Here is a 19296-nt window from a genome sequence, read left to right as displayed (position 1 = left end):
CCTAGAAGGAGGGATATTCATGAGTGACGCGGCCAAGCTCGACCGCGCCAGCATTGAGGACATCACCGCATTGACGCCCGCTCAGGAGGGGCTGTTGTTCCATTACCGCAGCGGCAGGGATGAAGAAAGTTACGCCCAGCAGCTCAGCATCCGGTTACACGGAGTGCTTCGAATGGACGCGCTGCGTACCGCCTGGCATCATGTGGCACAAGCGAACGAAATGCTTCGTACCGTATTTCGTTGGGAGAAGCTGGAGCATCCTGTCCAGATTGTGCTGCGTGAAGCGAACGTCAAGGTTACGGAACGTGATTGTTCGGCCCAATCCGCAGAAGAGAGGGAACGGCTTGTTGACCAAGAGATCGAGGACGAGCGGCGGATTCCGGTTGATCTTGCATCGGCACCGCTGCGTGTACATGTCTGCAAGCTGGATGAGCATGGCTTCGAAATGATCGTCAGCTGGCATCACATTTTATTCGACGGTTGGAGCAATGGCATTGTGCTGAAGGAATTTATGTTAGCCTATGATGCTTGCTTGGCTGGTTCTGAGCCGCAATTCCGGCGCAAAACCCGGTTTCGGGAATTCGTGGCTTGGCATAAACAGGCAGACCGAGTGGCGAACCGGACCTATTGGACGAGCGAACTGGCGGGATTCGGGGACCGGGCGCTGCTGCCATTCCGTTCCGGGACAGGTACAGAGGCCGCGCACCGGCGTGCAAGCGAAAGCTATGAGGTTTCGTTCGAGCCGGAAACGACGGAGCTGCTTACGAAGTATGCGAGACAGACGGGGGTAACTGCCGCTACGGTGCTGTATGCCGTCTGGGCGCTGCTGCTCTACAAGTATAGCGGTGCTCGAGACGTCGTCTTCGGAACGACCGTATCTGGCCGTACGCCAGATCTCGAGGGCGTAGAAGAGATGGTTGGCTTATTCATTAACACGATTCCGCTTCGGGTTGCTATTGAAGAGAATGCTGCGGTTGAACAGTTCGTCCGCGCCGTGGATACTGCACTTCGCAGCAGGGAGCCGTATGAGAGCGCGCCTCTTACGGACATTGCCGCATGGAGCGGTGCAGCTGGAGCAGACGGATTGTTCGAGACGCTTGTCGTCCTCGACAATTACCCGATTGATACGTCGGCACTGCAGAGTGCGAATCTTAAGGCTTCCGGGTACCGAATGGATGAATCGACACATTACAAGCTGACGTTAGGCATTCGCACATTCGGGACGTGGGCAGCGGAATTCGATTACGATGCGGCATGCCTGTCTGCCCGTGAGATCGAACGGATGGCGGGCCATTATCTGTTTCTGTTAGATCAAGTTGTTCGGCAGCCGGAGTGCTTGGTCGCGGATCTTGAACTCGCTACGGCTTCCGAGAGGGAACAGATATTAACGGTATTCAACCAGCCGATTGAAAAGATTGGCCACGAGCTGGTTCATCGTATTTTCGAAGAGCGGGCACACTCGAACCGTGAACTTACGGCGGTCATCAGCGGGGGAAAGAGCTTCACCTACGGTGATATCGACAACCGGGCTGAAAGCCTGGCGCGCAGACTCCGGCAAGCGGTGTTCACAAGCAGCGATCGTCTAATCGCCCTGCTCGCGGACCGGTCGGACGAATGGATCGTCGCCATGTTGGCCGTGTTGAAGGCAGGATGCGGGTATATCCCAATCGATGCCGCTTACGCGCCTGCCCGGATTGCTTATATGTTGGAAGACAGCGCGGCTGAATTGCTCTTGCTCGGAGGCGGCATCGAGGTCCCTCCATCGTTCAATGGGCAGGTGATTACGCTTAGCGGAGAGTCCTACAAAGAAGATCAAGAAGAGACGGCAGCTCTGGAGCAATTATTGAGGGCCGATCAGATCGCATATGTCACGTATACTTCCGGTTCTACCGGCGCGCCGAAAGGGGTCATGACCGAACACCGTCAACTGCTCGCTTATGTACGCGCCTTTCAGCGGGAATTCGGAATCGGTCCTGGTGACGTCGTACTCCAGCAGGCTTCCTGTTCCTTCGACCATTTCGTTGAAGAAGTATATCCTGCTCTTCTGAGCGGTGCCGCTATCGTCATTGCCCAGCGGGAGGAAGTGCTGGACCCGGACCGTCTCGTGGAGCTGTTGAAGTCGACCGGTGTTACGGTCGTCACCGTTCAGCCGCTGCTGCTTAGTGAGTTGAACAAGCGCGGCGGCGTTCCGGAAGTGCACACGTATTTAAGCGGGGGCGACGTACTGAAGGCAGCACATTACGACCGTTTGACTGAAAGCGCCCGTGTTTACAACACGTACGGTCCAACGGAAGCAACCGTATGCGCGACTTACTGGCGGTGCGATCCGAAGATCGAGTCGAACATTCCGATCGGTTCGCCGATTGACGGCTATAACGTCTATATCTCTGATCGGCATGGGAAGCTGCAGCCCATCGGCGTGCCGGGCGAGATCTGTATATCCGGCAATGGCGTAGCGAGAGGGTATTTGCACAATTTGGAGCTGACGAGGAGCAAGTTCGTACCGGATCTTTATCGGCCTGGTGAGACCATGTACCGAACCGGAGATGTCGGGGTATGGCAGGAAGACGGTACGATCCGATTCGAAGGACGAACCGACGAACAAGTGAAAATTCGCGGCTACCGAATCGATCTGCGCGAGATCGAGCTCGCTCTGCAAGGGCACGATGCAGTCGCGGAAGCTTTCGTGATGGCGACGGAAGATGCAGCCGGCGAGAAGCAAATCGCTGCTTATCTCGTGACGGCAAGGGAGATAACCGCCTATGAGCTCAGGGAGCATCTTGCAGACCGGCTTCCAGCCCATATGCTGCCTTCCGTCTACTACCGGATCCAAGCCATTCCACGGACTGGCAACGACAAAGCCGACAAGAAGGCGCTGCTGCAATGCACGGACCGTTTGCCGTCGGGACGGAAAAGAGATGAAGAGCTCAGCGAGACGGAGAAATCCGTCATTGCGGTCTGGAGAGACGTGCTCAAGCTTACGGATATCGGAACTGGCGATCATTTCTTCGATATCGGAGGCAATTCACTGCTGCTCATGACGTTGCAATCGAAGCTGGAACGTACATTCTCAGCCGGTATTACCGTCACCGATCTGTTCTCGCTGCCGACCGCCGGCAAGCAGGCGCGTTGGCTCGATGAGAAGCTGACGCGCCGGGAATCGTACCCGGTCGACGGTTATCAGCCGCTGCCTGAGGATTGCTTCGAACGGCAATCCAATACCGAAGTTGCCAGCGGCGAGCCGATCAGAATGCAAGTGCCGTCCGAAATCGCGAATGCGTTGAACCGGTTAGCCGCAGAATGCAAGGTCGAACGCTACGATGTTCTCGCCTCGATGTGGGGATATCTGTTCGCAGAGGCTGCGGGAAGCAAATCGTCCGTGTTCCATACTGCTGTCCATGACGGCCGGGGAGCGATAACGATCCGTCTGGATCTGGATGCGCTGCACAACTTTCCTGGTTTATTCGCACATGTGGGCATGAACCGGCAGTTGGCGGAAGCGAGTACAGATACCGCTGCGCAATCGGGTCCGACCGGACGGAACATCATTCCGCTTGAACGGGTTGGACAGTTCATCCCGGAGCGTGGAATGTTCGAGACATTACCATTCATGTGCCGTTCAAGAGAGTTGGAGCGCTATGACCGTCGAGAACTTCTCGGTTTGTACGAGCTGGTGCTAGTTGTGGATGGGGAACAAGCGAGCGGGGATAACGGCATAAGCATTACGCTGCTCTTCTGGAAAGGCCGGTTCCGGAGTGGAACACCGGAATGGCTGATCCAATCCTATCTTGACCTTTTGCGTCAACTGTCTGGAATCGGGGTGGCGACATGAGCCTGTCATTCAGTTTATTCTTTTTCTCATCCGACAGCGAGGAGAAGGAGCGCGGCAAATACGCTGCGCTGCTGGAGCTTGCTGAAGAAGCAGACAAGCGCGGGTTCGAAGCGGTGTGGACGCCGGAAAGGCATTTTCACCGGTTCGGCGGCCTGTTTCCGAATCCGTCTGTGGTAGGCGCAGCAATAGCTGCTAGAACACGGCGGATCGGCATTCGGGCGGGCAGCATCTCGCTGCCGTTCCATCATCCGCTCCGCGTAGCGGAAGATTGGTCGATTGTTGACAATCTCTCAGGCGGCAGGGCCGGCATGTCTTTCACCTACGGCTGGCATCCGAAGGAATATGTTTTTGCTCCGCACCTGTACGCATTAAAAAGGGACGAGAACCGAGAAGCGATGTACGAACGGCTGGCCTTGTTACAGCGGTTGTGGCGCGGAGAGCCGGTCGCCTTCCCGACGAGCGAGGGCGATCAGATGATTGAACAGTTCTACCCAGCTCCCATACAGCGTGAATTGCCCGCTTGGATTACGACGGCCAGATCACGTGACAGTTGGCGGCGTGCGGGCGAAATCGGAGCGAATGTGCTGACGGCCCTTTATTCAATTGACAAGGCCGACCTCAAGGAACACATTGCCGTATACCGGGAAGCACGCCGGCTTAACGGCTATCCGCCAGATGGACGCGTAACCGTCATGCTGCATACGTTTCTCGGTGACGATCCGACAGAAGTCCGGGATAAGGTTCGCGAGCCGATGCTCCGCTACCTGTCGCAACAGACCGAGTTGTTCGATGCGGCGCATATTGCAAGGGAGTTCCGCATCGATCCGTCCCGTATTACGGATAAGCACCGCAGAATGATTGCTTCTGCTGCGTTCGAACGGTATTGGAACGACAGTGCCCTATTCGGCACAGCGGATTCCTGCATGCCGATGGCCGCCGAACTTCAATTAATGGGAGTGGATGAGATCGCTTGTTTGATCGACTTTGGCGTATCGGAACGGGACATGGCCGACAGTCTGACTCGTATCGACCAGCTTCGACTGCATTACGCCGATTCGTATGTGAAAGAAGGGAGCGGAATTGATGGGTAAATGGGCGATGCTGTTCCCTGGTCAAGGATCGCAGTATGCGGGAATGGGCAAGGAGCTGTACGACGAATGCGAGACGGCGAGGCGAGTGTTCGAGGAAGCGGACGACACGCTTGGTTACAAGCTGAGCGAGATCGTGCTGGGAACGGATACGCAGCAGTTGACCCGGACGGAATTCACGCAACCGGCGCTTCTAACCGTTGGCGTGGCCGCTTACCGCATCTACATGGAACGCATCGGCGGCTCTCCCGATTATGCTGCGGGTCATAGTCTGGGTGAATGGACGGCACTCGCTTGCGCAGAAGCGTTGACGTTCCGGGATGCCCTTCGGCTTGTGGCGCTGCGCGGAAGGTTGATGCAGGAGGCTGCGGATACAGGAGATGGTGCGATGTGCGCCATTATTGGAATAGATGCCCGCGATGTCGAAGCGGCTTGTATCCTGCGTTATGCCCCCGGTGCGGAAGTGGTCGTATCAAACTACAACTCGCCGATGCAGACGGTTATTTCCGGACGGGCCGAAGCCGTTCGGAGCACTGCTGCTGAATTAGAGAGCCGCGGAGCAAAGACGGTTTATTTGAACGTCGGGGCAGCCTTTCATAGTCCGCTGATGATCTCGGCTGCTGAACAACTGGAAGCGGCAGTACGCGAGGCGGCTATAACGGCTCCCCGCTGGCCAGTATTATCCAATGTCACGGCTCAGCCGCATGAATCGCCGGATAAGATCGCTAGCCGCTTGGTCGAGCAGATCGTCTCGCCTGTCCGCTGGGAAGCGACGATGAAGTATCTAGAACAGTCAGGGGTCAGCCAAGCCATTGAATTGGGACCGCAAACGGTGTTAACCCGGTTATCCAAAGCTAATACACCTGGCATTCACGCCTACTCGTTCGAGAAACCGTCACAAGCGGACGAGCTTCGAGAGAAGCTGAAGCCTGTAAGTTCTGTTAGCTCAGGATCGCGAAGCTTTATTGCCGCTTGTTTAACCGCTGCGGCTGCTACCCGCAACCGCAACTGGGATGAGCAGGCATACCGCGAGGGGGTTATTGAGCCCTATCGTACGATCGAAGCAATTCAGGAACAGCTGGATACAGACTTGCGGCAACCAGAGCCGGATGAAATGCGCGAAGCGATTCGTTCACTGGTTCAAATCTTCGAAACGAAAGGCGTACCGGATGGCGAAGCGAAGGAACGTCTGCATGAAATTATCGCCCGGACGGGAACCGGCGGCTTGTTCCCGGAATACGCAGAGGCAACAGCTAGCCTGGATCGAACGGCGGCTGCAACCGGGAGGTGATCGGAATGGATTTCGGAACGGTTCGTCTGCAAAGCAGAGGGAAAGAAGATAGTTCAACATCTGCGGTACGAAAAGCCGCGGAATCGGATATTGCGATCGTCGGGATTGGAATGCAGTTGCCACTCGCGGAGAACGAGTCGGAGCTGCTGCAGCTTCTGCGGGAAGGAACCGACGCCGTTCGGACATTGCCGGAATCACGCCGGGCGGACACGGACCGTTACTTCCGCGCGGCTGGCACCGATCCGGCCAGCCTTCGCTACGGTGAAGCAGCTTTCCTCGAGATGATCGACCGCTTCGACTATACGTTCTTCAAACTGTCGCCCAAAGAAGCAAGTCTGCTCGACCCGAACCAGCGGCTGTTCTTGGAGACGGCTTGGCGGGCGATTGAAGATGCCGGTATGGGAGGCCGCCGTCTAATCGGCAGCAGAACGGGCGTTTATGTCGGCTACGGCTCCGATTCGGAGTATAAACGGATGATCGACCAGGCGGAGCCGGAAGCGGCTTCCATGGCGATGCCAGGCAACGTCAAGCCGATCATCGCCAGCCGGCTGTCCTATCTGCTCGACCTGCGGGGCCCAAGCTTACTCGTCGATACCACTTGTTCGTCGTCTCTAGTCGCGGTTCATCTCGCATGCCAGGCGATTCGAAATGGAGAATGCGATCAGGCGATTGCAGGCGGTATTCAACTCCATCTGCTGCCTGTCCGGGATTTCGAGGTCGGTATCGAATCGTCTACGGCCAGAACAAGAACATTCGACGATGAGGCAGACGGAACCGGGACGGGCGAAGGGGCGGTCGCGATCGTACTTAAGCCGCTCGCCCGCGCGCTGCTGGACCGCGATCCGGTATATGCGGTCATTAAGGGGAGCGCCGTCAACCAAGACGGAAGCTCGGTCGGAATTACGGCTCCGAATGCGGACGCACAGGCGGATGTGATTGCGGAAGCATGGCGTCAAGCCGGCATCTCGCCTGACACCATCGGCTATATCGAGACGCATGGCACCGGCACCAAGCTTGGCGACCCGATTGAGCTGGAGGGCATTCGCCGAGCGTTCGCGAGATACACGAACCGCAAAATGTTCTGTGCCGTCGGCTCCATTAAGAGCAACTTTGGTCATCTGGACAATGCAGCTGGCATCGCCGGTCTGCTGAAAACCGTTTTGTCGCTGAAGCACCGGCAGCTGTTCCCGACACTGCACGTCGAACGGCCGAACCGCGCGATTTCTTTCGTCGATTCCCCAGCGTATATCAATACGCATCTGGAAGTCTGGGAGGAAGGAAATAACCCGCTCCGCTGCGGGGTCAGCTCATTCGGCATTAGCGGGACGAACTGTCACGTCGTGTTGGAACAAGCACCAGCGCCTCAGCCTGATTCTGCGGTTGCGGAACCGTCGTTATTCGTATCGAGCGGAAGGCTAGAACTGTTGCCGCTCTCGGCGCGTTCGGAGGCCTCTTTGATTGAATTAGCCGCACGGTATGCCGACTACTTGGATACGAATTCCGATGTTAGCCTCTTTGATATTTGTCATACTGCCAGCACAAGCCGCGGCCATTATCCATACCGACTGGCAGTTCTAGCAAGGGATCGCAAGGAGATGTCCGCGTCGCTGCGGCGAGTGAATCCCGTGCATATTCACGGACCGGTCACCTCAGACGGTGAGACGAACCGGTTAGCTGCTGTAGCACTAGAACGCCTACGGCAGGAAACCTATTCGGATTCGGTCCGAGAGCTCAGCAGGCTGTATGAAGCGGGTGCCGACATTCGTTGGGAGCGGCTTTATGAAGAACGGAATGCGGCTCGAGTGAACCTTCCCGCAACACCGTTCGAGCGGCAGCGGTGTTGGATTCGATTGCCTGAGGATGATGCACCGAAGGCTGCAATTCCTATGTATCATCGGTTGGAATGGCGGGAGGAGCCGCTGCCGATTACTGCGGATCGGACTACGGCGAGAGCCTGCCGGCTGCCGGACATCATCGCAGGTACCAACCGTGGCCTTATCGCTCGTGCGGCGGCACGACTTCGAGCATTAGCACGGCAATCGGATGCGCTCGAGCCCGGCTTAACAGAGATGGTTCTGTCTGCAGTGCCAACCGGCCTCGCTGTAAGCACTGAGGCGACGATCGAAGCATGGGAAGCGGAGTTTCATCAGCTTTTCCAGCAATCGGACGGGGCAGATGGGCGTACAATGGTACTGCTTCTTAACGGAGAAGAAGCTGACGCCATCGAGAGCTTGAACAGTGAAGCTTGCCGGTTGCTAGGGCTGCTGCGGGCTTTGAAGGCAGAGAAGTACAATAAACCGGTAAGACTTATCCTTGCTGCTGCTGGTGTATATCGGGTCATCGGAAACGAAGAGAGTTCGAATCGGAATGCAGCTGCGCTGTTCGCAATGGGCAAGGCGATTCAATGGGAAATGCCGCACATTCAAGTTCGCACGGTCGATTACGGCTGCTGGGCAGATGATGTCGACGGACTTGCGGCCGCTATAACACGGGAACAGGACAATGCCGTGCCTTATTCGACAGCTTGGCGAAGCGGGAAGCGATATGTAGAACGAATGTGCGAACTGCATAACTTCTCGGAAGACGAAGCGCCTTACACTTGGCGTTCGGAAGGTGTATATCTCGTGACCGGCGGGCTTGGCGGCATTGGTCTTCGCATCGCACAGCAGATCGCTGCCAAAGGCGACGTAACGATTGCGCTGCTGAATCGATCACCGTTCCCGCCCCGCGAGGCGTGGGATCATATCGTTTCCGTTCAGTCAGAATCATCCGATGCGCAACGGATAAGGAACATTCGCAGCATAGAACAGAATGGCGCTCGCGTGGACATTATTAGCGCTGATGTTGCAGATGAAAGCTCTTTGCAAGAAGCACTGCAGCTTCTTAGGCGGCGATATAGGCGCGTGAACGGAATCGTGCATGCGGCAGGCAGCGGTGCCGGGAATTATTTAACCGCTCTAACGGAAAAGGACTTCCATACATTTACCGCAGCTAAGGTTCAAGGTACTCGGCTGCTTGATGAGTTGACTCTACCGGACGACTTGGATTTTCTCGTTCTATTCTCTTCCGCGATTACGTTGGTTGGCGGCGTCGGTTCAGGCCCTTATACGGCAGCAAACGCATGGCTGGATGCTTACGCAACTGCACGCCGTGCGGAAGGCGGCCGAGTTCTCTCGATCGGCTGGCCTGCATGGGAACGGACGGGTCTGTCCGCTACTTCCGAGCCGGATGAGCGCAAAGAGCTGTTCCGGATACTGCGTCCCGAAGATGGGATGGAAGCATTCGAAAGACTGCTTCGCGCAGATGCCCCACATATTATCGTGGGAGAGTGGAATCGGGAGAGCGCGCTGTTCGAATTGGGCGATCGGCTGCCTTTCCGCTCGGATGTTGCAGCGGCCGCGAGCGGGAAGCTGCTTGAGACGAGATCAGCCAACACGAAGCGAACGGCACCGGTTAAGCTGAAGGGGAAAACCGAAGGCGCTTCGTACACGGATGTGGAACAGAAGGTCGCACAAGCATGGATGGCGGTGCTCGGGTATGAGGAGCTTGGCGTTAACGACAACTTCTTCGAGCTGGGCGGTGACTCGATTCTCATTGCGCGGTTGCATGCCAAGCTGCAAGACGAGTTTCCCGGCAGAACGAAAATAGCCGACTTGTTCAGTCATCCGACGATTGCCAAGATTTCGCTCTTTCTTCAGCCGGAAGATAACCGTTCGGTTGATGATTCAACGATGGGTACAGAGGACAGCCGTCCAAATTACAATGCGGACGAAGCAACCGACATCGCCATCATCGGAATGACCGTTCGAATGCCGGATGCGCCTGACTTGGATTCGTTCTGGGCGAACCTGATCGGCGGCAAACAATCGATCCGGGCATACCCGGATGAGCGACAGGCAGACGGACGCCGGTTCATCGCTCATTTCACTGACGTGCCGGATGAAGAGATCCGCTTCAGTCATGGCGGTTATTTGGATCACGTGGACCAATTCGATTCCGAATTTTTCGGTATCTCGCCGAGAGAAGCGTCGCTCATGGACCCGAACCAACGGATGTTTCTGGAAGCGAGCTGGGAAGCGATTGAAGATGCCGGGTACGGAGGCGGGAAAATCCGAAGCACGCGAACGGGTGTTTATCTCGGCTACGCGGATTGGCCAGTCTATGGGCAGTACATTACGAAAAAATTCCCGTCGTTAATCCACGCAGCTGGAGCAGGCAATACGCCATCTCTCATTGCAAGCCGAATTGCGTACATGCTTGATTTGCAAGGGCCTGCATTCCTTGTGGATACGGCCTGTTCCTCGTCGCTCGTTGCCATCCATTTGGCTTGCCAGGCGATTCGCAGCGGCGAATGCGACATGGCGCTTGCAGGCGGAGTGAAGGCTTGTCTGATGCCGGTTGATGGGGTGTTCGAAATCGGCATCGAATCGTCCCATAGGCAGACGAGAGCATTCGATGACGATTCTGACGGGACCGTGTGGGGCGAAGGCACAGTCGCCTTGCTGCTCAAACCGGTCGAGCAAGCGTTGGCGGATGGAGACCGGGTGTATGCGGTTATCAAAGGTTCAGCTATTAACCAGGATGGCGCATCCGCCGGCATTACCGCTCCGAATGCGGTCGCACAAGAGAAAGTCATTGTGCAGGCTTGGAAGAATACCGCGATCGATCCGGCGACCGTCACCTATATCGAGACACATGGAACGGGCACGAAGCTCGGCGATCCGATCGAAGTGGACGGTATCCAGCGGGCATTCGAGCGGTATACGGGCAAAAAGCAGTTCTGCGCGATCGGCTCGGTGAAATCGAACATCGGCCATCTGGACAGCGCTGCCGGTGCAGCCGGGCTTGCCAAAGCTGTCGCATCCCTTCTGCATAAGCAATTGGCGCCTACGCTTCACTTCGAGCGGCCGAACCGGAACATCGCTTTTGAGCGCTCGCCCGTATACGTCGTTGACCGTCCGCAGGAATGGGATACGGACGGCACACCGCGCCGATGCGGAGTCAGTTCGTTCGGCTTCAGCGGGACGAACTGCCACATCGTGCTGGAGGAGGCACCGCTTCATTGCAGCCGTACGGAGGCAATCGAAGAGGAACGGGAGCAATGGCGGATTCTCGCTCTATCCGGCAAGTCAGAAGAGGCGCTGCGTTCACTTATGCGCAGCTATCGTGGTTTTTTACGTTCGAGCAGCGATGCACTTGAAGATATATGCGCAACAGCGAATACGGGAAGAGGGCATTACGCTTACCGCGCAGCGCTCGTCTTCCGCAACCGCTCCGAACTGCAGCAACAACTCGAACAAGGGGAGTCCGGTGCGTCATCTGATTCGGATCTTGGAAAACGCAGCGTATATCAGGGATTCCACAGAGTGATCACGGGCGAGCGAGAGGGAGCTGAACCCGGCATGCTGACCGTCTCGGAGCATCGGAAGCTTAGCGCTCAAACCAATGCATTGTTGGAACAGCTCTTTACCCGTCCGAATTCGGACATGATCGATGAAGAGAGTGTTATGAACGAATTGGCTCAGCTTTATGTGTCGGGAGCTGAAGTTGGTTGGGAACAGATGTACGAAGGCGGGCAGACGCGTAAGGTGCGCGTGCCGACATATCCGTTCCAGCGCCAACGGCATTGGATCGGACCAGAGCCGGAAGTGCTCACAACCGAAGCAAGAACTCGTCCATCGAGAGAACGAGCGGCTGAACGAGCGATGGCGAAAGTAACGGTTAAAGGTTTAAGAACGAATGGTGCCGGCTCGCTCGAAGACCGGCTGGGGCAATTGTGGGGAAGCTTGCTGGGCATAACGGAGCTCGGCGTTGATGACGACTTCTTCGAGCTCGGCGGCCATTCGCTGCTTGCAATCGAGCTGGAGAGAGAACTGGCCCGCCGCAGTGTCGAGATTGACGCGGACGATCTGTATCAACATCGTACGATTAACGCACTTTCCCGCTATATCCGGCAATCCGGTGGCGAGATGAACGCAATCGACACGATGAATGCCATACCTGCGGGCGAGCGAGTCTCCCGTTCATTACCGGCAACATCATCGTTATCCGCAAGAGAGACGGTATCCCGAACGGTGGAACCGCTGATGGATGAGCATTCGGGTTCTGCACCGCTTCCGGAGACGCTGATTTTGCCTGGTATCGAACCGTTTAACGACATCTTCTACCGCAACTGCTTCTACAATTCGATGTTCCCAGTAATCCGCAGCTTCGGGCGAAGTATAGTGCCATTCTTGGCCAATGACCTGGTCGTGTACGAGGAAGCAGACGGCGAATACGCTGCAACTTATTCCGCTGTGCAGACGATGGAAGCGATCTTCGCTCAATCGGGTGTGCGTGCAGAGACAAGGTATGGCAGCGATGATATTGTTCGGGAACTGCTGGACGGTCTCGCTGGCGGCCAACCGGCTGTCGTCTGGGTGGACTGCCATGAACTGCCGATTCGGCAGGATGCATACGGTAAGCGGCATATCGACCATACGCTGCTTATATTCGGATTTGACCGGCGAGAGAGACTGTTCCACATCGTCGAGCATGACCGGATGGAAAATTTGTCGTATCGAAGGCGAACACTGCCGTTCGATGACCTGACCCGCGCGTTCGACAGCTTCATGGACCGGTACGTCCGTACCGGTCAGCACGAAGCTACGCATTATTATTTTGCTCCTGCGCCTTTGCCGACGGGATCCGCTTCCGATCCGGCTGTTCAATGGGCCCGAACCTGGCACGAAGGCAGACACACATTGGCGGACAGTGCAGCAGTACTCGACCGTTTCATTGCCGACTATTGCAGGATAACGGCTGATGAGGAAAGCTTGCGGACTCATGTGGACCGGTTAGTTGCTTTTCTGAATGATGCGGCGACGGCCAAGCGAGTCGAGATCTATCGGTTGGATGCGCTGCTGCCTGAAGCGGAGGAAGAACGGGCGGTTCTAAGCGGGATACTTGCAGATTGGGAATATGTTCGCAAAGGAATGGCTCGGTATATGTACGGCGACGCTTACCGGCAAGCCGCTTTCGAGGTTGGTGCAGAGCGGCTCAGGCGGATTGCGGAACAAGAGCGCATGCTCCAGCAAATGATCGTCGCTAAGCTCGATACAAGTGCAGAACGGACTTTGAAATGAACTTAGGAGGAATCGATATGACAGCAGAAATTCGAGACAAGGTAATGGATTTGTTGAAGGACGTATTGGCGGATGAAGGGGATCGAATCGAAACGATCGGCCCGGACGACGACTTGTCTGAGTTCGGTGTTAACTCTGTCACTTTCATCCGGCTCGTACTCGCTCTGGAGATGGAGTTCGGTGTCTCATGGGAGGACGACGACTTGCAGTATCAGAACTTCCTCACCATCAACAACATTAGTCGATATGTCGAGTCGACCATGGCAAGCACAACGTAAGCTAATGCACTTTAGGAATCAGGAGCACCTGCAATAACACTTAACCATATTAAATAGAGGGAAAGGTGGGCGCCTAATGTGGACGAATGCCGGAGCGCTTCGGGAAGAGAAGCTAGTCGAGCATGTGCAAAGCCTGACGCCGGTACTCAAACAACTAACGATTTTTCCGTCTGAGATTTGTAATTACCGTTGTTCCTTTTGTCATATCTGGGGCGATACGGGATGGGCACTCAAAGAGCCTCAACGTGTCATCCGCGAACAGCTCGACATTGAGGTGCTGAAACGGTTTATTGACGAGGTGCCGAAGGGACGCAACCCGATCGGAGTCATTCTGACCGGGGGCGAAGTAATGCTGTACAAGCATTTCGAAGAGCTGGTCTCCCATCTGCGCAGCAAGAAAATGAATGTATACGTGAACACGAACGGCTCCTTGATCAAAAAACGGATCCCGTTCTTGATCGACAACACGGTTGTCGTGAACATTTCGATCGACGGTCCAGAGGAGTACCACGATGCAATTCGAGGCAAGGGCAGCTACCAGACGATCTGCGAGAACATCGAGGCGCTGATCGCCGAGAAGAAGCGGCGCAAGAAGATGTTCCCATTCATCAGCGTCAACATGGTGCTCTCTACCTCCAATTACAAGAGCGCTAAGGATTTTATCCCGACACTTCGGGAACGGTTCAAGGATGCGACGGTCGTGCTTCATGATACGAAGAACCCGTGGACTAAACGCCGGGATATTTCGGTTAATTTTGCCCCGCTGCTGTACACGACGCAGGATAGAGGGCTCGCTTATGCGCATCAGATGAAAGAGCATTTGGACTGCGATGTGTCTCCCGCGTGGCAGGGGTTTGTCGAAGAGTCGATTCCGATCGATACCGAATGGCTGAAAAAGGATCTGCAGGCGATCTGGGATGCGGAAGGCGTCGATTATTCCGATTACGTCGATATTCATGACTATTACACGGACATTGACAATGTATTCGGCCGGTCCAAATGCGTTGCGCCTTGGCACGAGCTCATTATTCGCCGGACAGGCGATGTATACCCTTGCATCGATCTGCCCGACTACAAGCTGGGCAACATTAATCACGATCGGTTCGACCAGATTTGGGAAGGGGAACGGGCGGTTCGCTTCCGCGATTATTTGCGCAACGATAATCTGATGATGTGCAACCGCTGTACGCGCCTGTTTGCCGATCCAGAAACATTTTAAGCATTATAGGAATGAAGCAACCATTATCCATCGGATGATGGTTGTTTCTTTGTGCAGCGGTTTTACGCGATTATATTTCGTTACATAATAATGGTAACATGTAGTTGTGCATCATAAGGCCGAATTTCTCCGGGCTAGTCTGTTAGAACGTCGCAACATAAAGAAACAGCATCATTCCATATTGCTCCTAACTGTTATCTCTGCTAAAATAACTTTACTTATTAAATTGATTTAATAAGTAAGAACTATTCAACCATGAAAGGCATGATCCTCATGACGGATTTATATACATCGCCGAAAGAAAAGAAGAAAGCGATCATTCAGCGCATCCGTGCTGCGCTCATTATGCTCGGAAGCGCGACGAAAGCGGAGCTCAGCCAACGGCTCGGCATCAGCTTCCCGACGATCAGCAAGTTTCTCGCCCAAATGGAGGCTGACGGGGAAATTATATATTCCGGCGACGATGATTCCAGCGGCGGCAGGAGAGCCAAACGGTATACGTACGATCCTGAATATATGCTTGGATTGGCCATTTTCGTCGAGAAAAACGAAACGACGTTTAATATATTCGACTGTATCGGGGAGATCAAAGAAGAAGGAACAATGCCAAGCATTCTGCAGCAGGGAGCCCATGTACTGGAGGATCTGATCGAAACCTTGATCGAGAAATATCCGCGGCTTCGTTCTATTGCGATCGGCGTGCCAGGTGCGGTCAAAGACGGCAGAATCATTTTTATCCCGCCATATCCGCAGTTGCTCGGATACGATCTGCAAGGGACACTCGAATCCCGGTTTCAAATCCCAGTCGTCATCGAGAACGATATGAATGCTTCGGTTCTCGGATATGCTTCGAATATGGAGATCGAGAACGAATCGCTCGTCTATCTCTATTTCGGCCAGAACGGCCCGGGCTCCGGTATTATGATTAACGGCGACGTCGTTCGCGGGAACACTTCTTTCTCGGGCGAGATTTCGTTCGTTCCGCAATATGACAGCCGGTCATTCCGGCAAGCGCTGTTGCAAGGAGACGACTATCGCCGAACCGTATTGGCAGATGATGAGCAGATTGACTCCGTCGGCCGTCTAGTCGCCACGTTCGCAGCCATTACGAATCCGAGTGCCGTCATCTTTTGTGATGATGAAGTCGATGATGCTCTGCTTGCAAAGATTAAGGAGAAGAGCGCTGCGTATATCCCGCGGGAGCATCTGCCGGTACTGCTCGCCAGCGATTGGCGACAGGATTATTTGTACGGTTTGCAGCAATTAGCGATGGATCTTATGATTATGGAATCAGACTATTAGTAGCATTAAATATCGATGTTATTAATTTATGAGACTGCGATGAGAATCGTAGTCTTTTTTCGCTTTCCTTCCTATTAAAATACGGTATAATATTCCTCTGAATACGATGTCAGGAGGATCGATGATTAACAAAATAGTCAATGGTGTCTCATTCGAATTAAAAGAACCGTTTGATTTTGATTTTCTTTCCGAATACGGCCGTGTTTTTGCTGTTTTTGACGATCAAGACTCCGGGTATTTATGCTTCGGTGTACATAACGATAATAGAAAGCTGTTTTTGAAGCTGGCAGGAGCAGCAACGAAGAGAAGCAGTGTTACCAAAGAAGAAGCTATACAACGATTGAAATCGACTTTGAACATATATGAACAACTGCGTCATCCAAATCTTATCGACATTATTGAACATAAGGAAGTAAAGGACGGATATCTCGTCGTAAATGAATGGTTCGAAGGAGAATGCATGGGCCGGCAATACGCTGCTCATGAACGAATCACCGCATTACCGTTAGACGATAAAATGAGCATCTATCAGGTGATTCTCTCGTTCCACTCTCATGTGAACTATAAAGGTTACATTGCCCTTGATTTCTATGATGGCAGTATTATGTATGACTTTAAGACGAGACGGACCATGATCTGCGACATTGAATTTTATAGGAAGAGTCCCGTTATCAATACGATGGGACGCATGTGGGGATCGAGCCGGTTCATGTCACCGGAAGAGTTCCAGCTCGGTGAGCGGATCGATGAACGGTCCAATGTGTTTGTAATGGGCGCAACTGCGTTCCAGTTGTTCGGAGGCGGTACGGAACGTTCCTTCGACAAGTGGGAGGCGAATGCAGGCCTGTATGCGATCGCACTGAAAGCGGTCAGTCAGAATAAAGACGATCGTTATCCATCTATTGATGCATATATAGAAGCTTGGAATGCAGAGCGGTAAGGCGAGGTTCAGCCGCATCAAAATTTACGAATCGGAGTTTCTCAAAGCGTTCGATAAGTTGAAGGACATTGAAACAAAACAGACTATTTATTACGCGCTTAAACTGGTTGCTTGCTCGGATCAAGCCGTCTCCAAACCCGAGCGTAAGCTGTTAGAGACTATCGCCGTCAAAATAAGCCAAGATAAACGCGAGTTGAAACAGGAACTCGAGGATATGATTAAAAATGTATTTGCTGTTTAATACATCTCGCTCTGGTATTTGAGACCATATTATGGGATAGATAAAAGCATAAAGGCAGCCGAGATTGACTCGGCTGCCTTTATATCCCTTAAAAGTCCGAATAAGCAGCGGCATTCAAGCTTTCCGGACCGACCCGAAGCGGTGAAGAACTATTGGAACTTATAAATGCGGAATACGTTAGTTGACTGTTAAGAGGAGCGGGAACGTTGAAGTCGGAACCCGTAACGCTAAAAGGGATAATCGTGGGTCCGCCCACTGGCGCTGTTGCGGGTAAGGTAAGGGTTGCAGAGTACACCAATGGGTCGGAGATCAACGTTCCTCTTACGATATAGATAAAGACAGCTAAGTTGGTTGCGGCCCCTGGAAACGAAATGGTCGTTGTCGCCGTAAATTGAACGCGAATCGATCCACCAGGATTTATACATTGCAATCCTACTTGTCCGAATATCGCTGGAGTGGTAGGAGTCGGCGAACTAATGGATTGTTGATAGCTTGCATTTTGTGATGTTCTTGCATCCAGTAATCTTGACATTGTGATACACCTTCTTTCAGCATACTATATGCAACTGATAGAAGACATACTTGTGTGAATGCCTTGTCCCATAAAATAATAGCGACAGCCCAGGGCTTCTTAGGCCCCAAACTGCCGCTCATATGGCTAAACTAACGAACTCGAATTACATTTCCAGATCGACATAATCGCTCACATCGCGATCCTTCTTCAATTGCCGGCTCAAATAGTTATCTTTCGTTATCTTCGTAGAAGAGTGATCGACCGTCTCCGAGATCCAATCGAGCGGAGCGCCTTTCGCATAAGCCGTCTGAGCAAAATAATGTCTCATAAAATGCGGCGTGACCCGGTTCCCATGAATGGTCGTAAGTCCAGCGGCCGCTATGTACTTCGACAGGTAGGAGGACAAGCTCGATAACGTATACCGCTGCCCGTACCGGTTCGGATAGAAGGGAGTTTCGTCTTCGCTGTTCAGTTCGGTGCTGAGTCCGACTCGTTTCCGATATTCAAGCAAGACGTTGAGTGCATAATCTTTGATATGAACATGCCGGATTTTATCCCTCTTCGTGCGAGTGATCAGATAGTGTCTCTTCTGGCGCCGGTCCCAGTATAAATCTTTCCAACAGGGGGTGATCACTTCATTCAACCGCATACCGCTTGTCGCTAAGATGAGGAGGAGGGACTGCACCTTCGGATTATCCTTATAAAATAAGATCGCATCCTTCAGATCCAATTCGTCGATATCCCGTTCCGGAATTTCCTCTTTCACGAGCTTCACCGGCCGAAGTCCGCGCGCAATATTTTTGCTCAAATAGCCTTCCTCATAACACCAGCTAAGAAAGGAATGCACGATGACCACTTTCTTCGCCAGCGTGCTCGATTTCGTGTACCGCTGTTCAAGATGAAGCTGGAACGCCTCCATGTCGAATCGGGCAAACTGCCGAATGTCGCTTTTGCCAACCGCCGCTGTATATTGCAAAAAAGCAAGCAGCATCCTCGTGTAATCTTCCTTCGTTTTAGCCTTTCTCGCTTTCTCCCTATTATGAACATACAAATACACCATGCCTACATTCGACACTCGGGAATAATTGTAATTGCCTTCCTCATCCTCATCCTGAGATACGATCTCCCGCAAACCTATGTAATGACTGTTATTCAATAATTCAGTGATTAACTTATCCGTAGTATAGGAATTCGATAGAGCGGGAGACATAAACATTGATGATTGATCTAAATTGAGCAAATCGTTCATGTTTTATTACCGCCTTATTAAGTTAGATTATTTCTAATAATATTATTATAACTTTCGTTAACGAATTAGACACGCCGAAATTGAAATTATAAATGAAAAACAAATAACCGTACATTCTTTTTGTTTGGACATAAAAAACTAAAACATAACAAATCTGATCTCAAAGTATGAAGGTTAAGTGAAGTTAAAGATAAAGTATAGAGTTAGTATTTTAATTC

At 53.2% G+C, this 19296-nt stretch carries 10 protein-coding genes; 9 read left to right on the top strand and 1 reads right to left on the bottom strand.

Features of this window, described 5'->3' with window-relative positions; translation table 11 throughout:
* Positions 1-19: 19 nt before the first annotated feature.
* The 9 genes from PKO01S_RS01320 to PKO01S_RS01280 all read left to right on the top strand — a co-directional run bounded on the left by PKO01S_RS01320 (position 20) and on the right by PKO01S_RS01280 (position 17315).
* Positions 20-3832 (top strand): non-ribosomal peptide synthetase, encoded by a 3813-nt coding sequence (locus PKO01S_RS01320; protein WP_127529470.1) that lies wholly within the window; start codon positions 20-22, stop codon positions 3830-3832.
* Positions 3829-4923: a MupA/Atu3671 family FMN-dependent luciferase-like monooxygenase gene (locus PKO01S_RS01315; RefSeq protein ID WP_127529469.1), complete on the top strand. Its 1095-nt coding sequence runs from the start codon at positions 3829-3831 to the stop codon at positions 4921-4923. The genes PKO01S_RS01320 and PKO01S_RS01315 overlap by 4 nt, the downstream gene beginning before the upstream one ends.
* On the top strand, positions 4916-6211 hold the full coding sequence (gene fabD, locus PKO01S_RS01310; protein ID WP_127529468.1) for an ACP S-malonyltransferase: 1296 nt from the start codon (positions 4916-4918) through the stop codon (positions 6209-6211). The genes PKO01S_RS01315 and fabD overlap by 8 nt, the downstream gene beginning before the upstream one ends.
* Positions 6212-6216: 5 nt before the next feature.
* The gene (locus PKO01S_RS01305) at positions 6217-13335 is read left to right on the top strand and encodes an SDR family NAD(P)-dependent oxidoreductase (RefSeq protein ID WP_127529467.1); all 7119 of its coding nucleotides are present in this window, start codon (positions 6217-6219) and stop codon (positions 13333-13335) included.
* A 17-nt stretch (positions 13336-13352) separates the two neighbouring features.
* Positions 13353-13613 carry a phosphopantetheine-binding protein gene (locus PKO01S_RS01300; protein WP_164779412.1) on the top strand — a complete coding sequence of 87 codons (261 nt, stop codon included), beginning with the start codon at positions 13353-13355 and terminating at the stop codon, positions 13611-13613.
* 76 nt (positions 13614-13689) lie between these two features.
* A complete protein-coding gene (locus tag PKO01S_RS01295; protein ID WP_127529465.1) occupies positions 13690-14832 on the top strand; it encodes a radical SAM/SPASM domain-containing protein in 1143 nt (380 codons plus the stop codon).
* Between the two features lie 273 nt (positions 14833-15105).
* Positions 15106-16134 carry an ROK family transcriptional regulator gene (locus PKO01S_RS01290; RefSeq protein ID WP_127529551.1) on the top strand — a complete coding sequence of 343 codons (1029 nt, stop codon included), beginning with the start codon at positions 15106-15108 and terminating at the stop codon, positions 16132-16134.
* 121 nt (positions 16135-16255) lie between these two features.
* Positions 16256-17074: a protein kinase domain-containing protein gene (locus PKO01S_RS01285; protein WP_127529464.1), complete on the top strand. Its 819-nt coding sequence runs from the start codon at positions 16256-16258 to the stop codon at positions 17072-17074.
* A complete protein-coding gene (locus PKO01S_RS01280; RefSeq protein WP_127529463.1) occupies positions 17061-17315 on the top strand; it encodes a TerB family tellurite resistance protein in 255 nt (84 codons plus the stop codon). Before PKO01S_RS01285 ends, PKO01S_RS01280 begins: the two co-directional genes overlap by 14 nt.
* Before the next feature lie 677 nt (positions 17316-17992).
* Here PKO01S_RS01280 and PKO01S_RS01270 read toward each other — a convergent pair.
* A complete protein-coding gene (locus tag PKO01S_RS01270; protein WP_281278825.1) occupies positions 17993-18889 on the bottom strand; it encodes a tyrosine-type recombinase/integrase in 897 nt (298 codons plus the stop codon).
* Positions 18890-19296 lie beyond the last annotated feature (407 nt).

The sequence above is a fragment of the Paenibacillus kobensis NBRC 15729 genome, from assembly GCF_004000825.1.
GTDB classification, from domain to species: Bacteria; Bacillota; Bacilli; order Paenibacillales; family Paenibacillaceae; genus Paenibacillus_T; species Paenibacillus_T kobensis.
The sequence above is the reverse complement of the archived record's forward strand: the minus strand, read 5'-3'. Positions and strand labels throughout refer to the sequence as shown.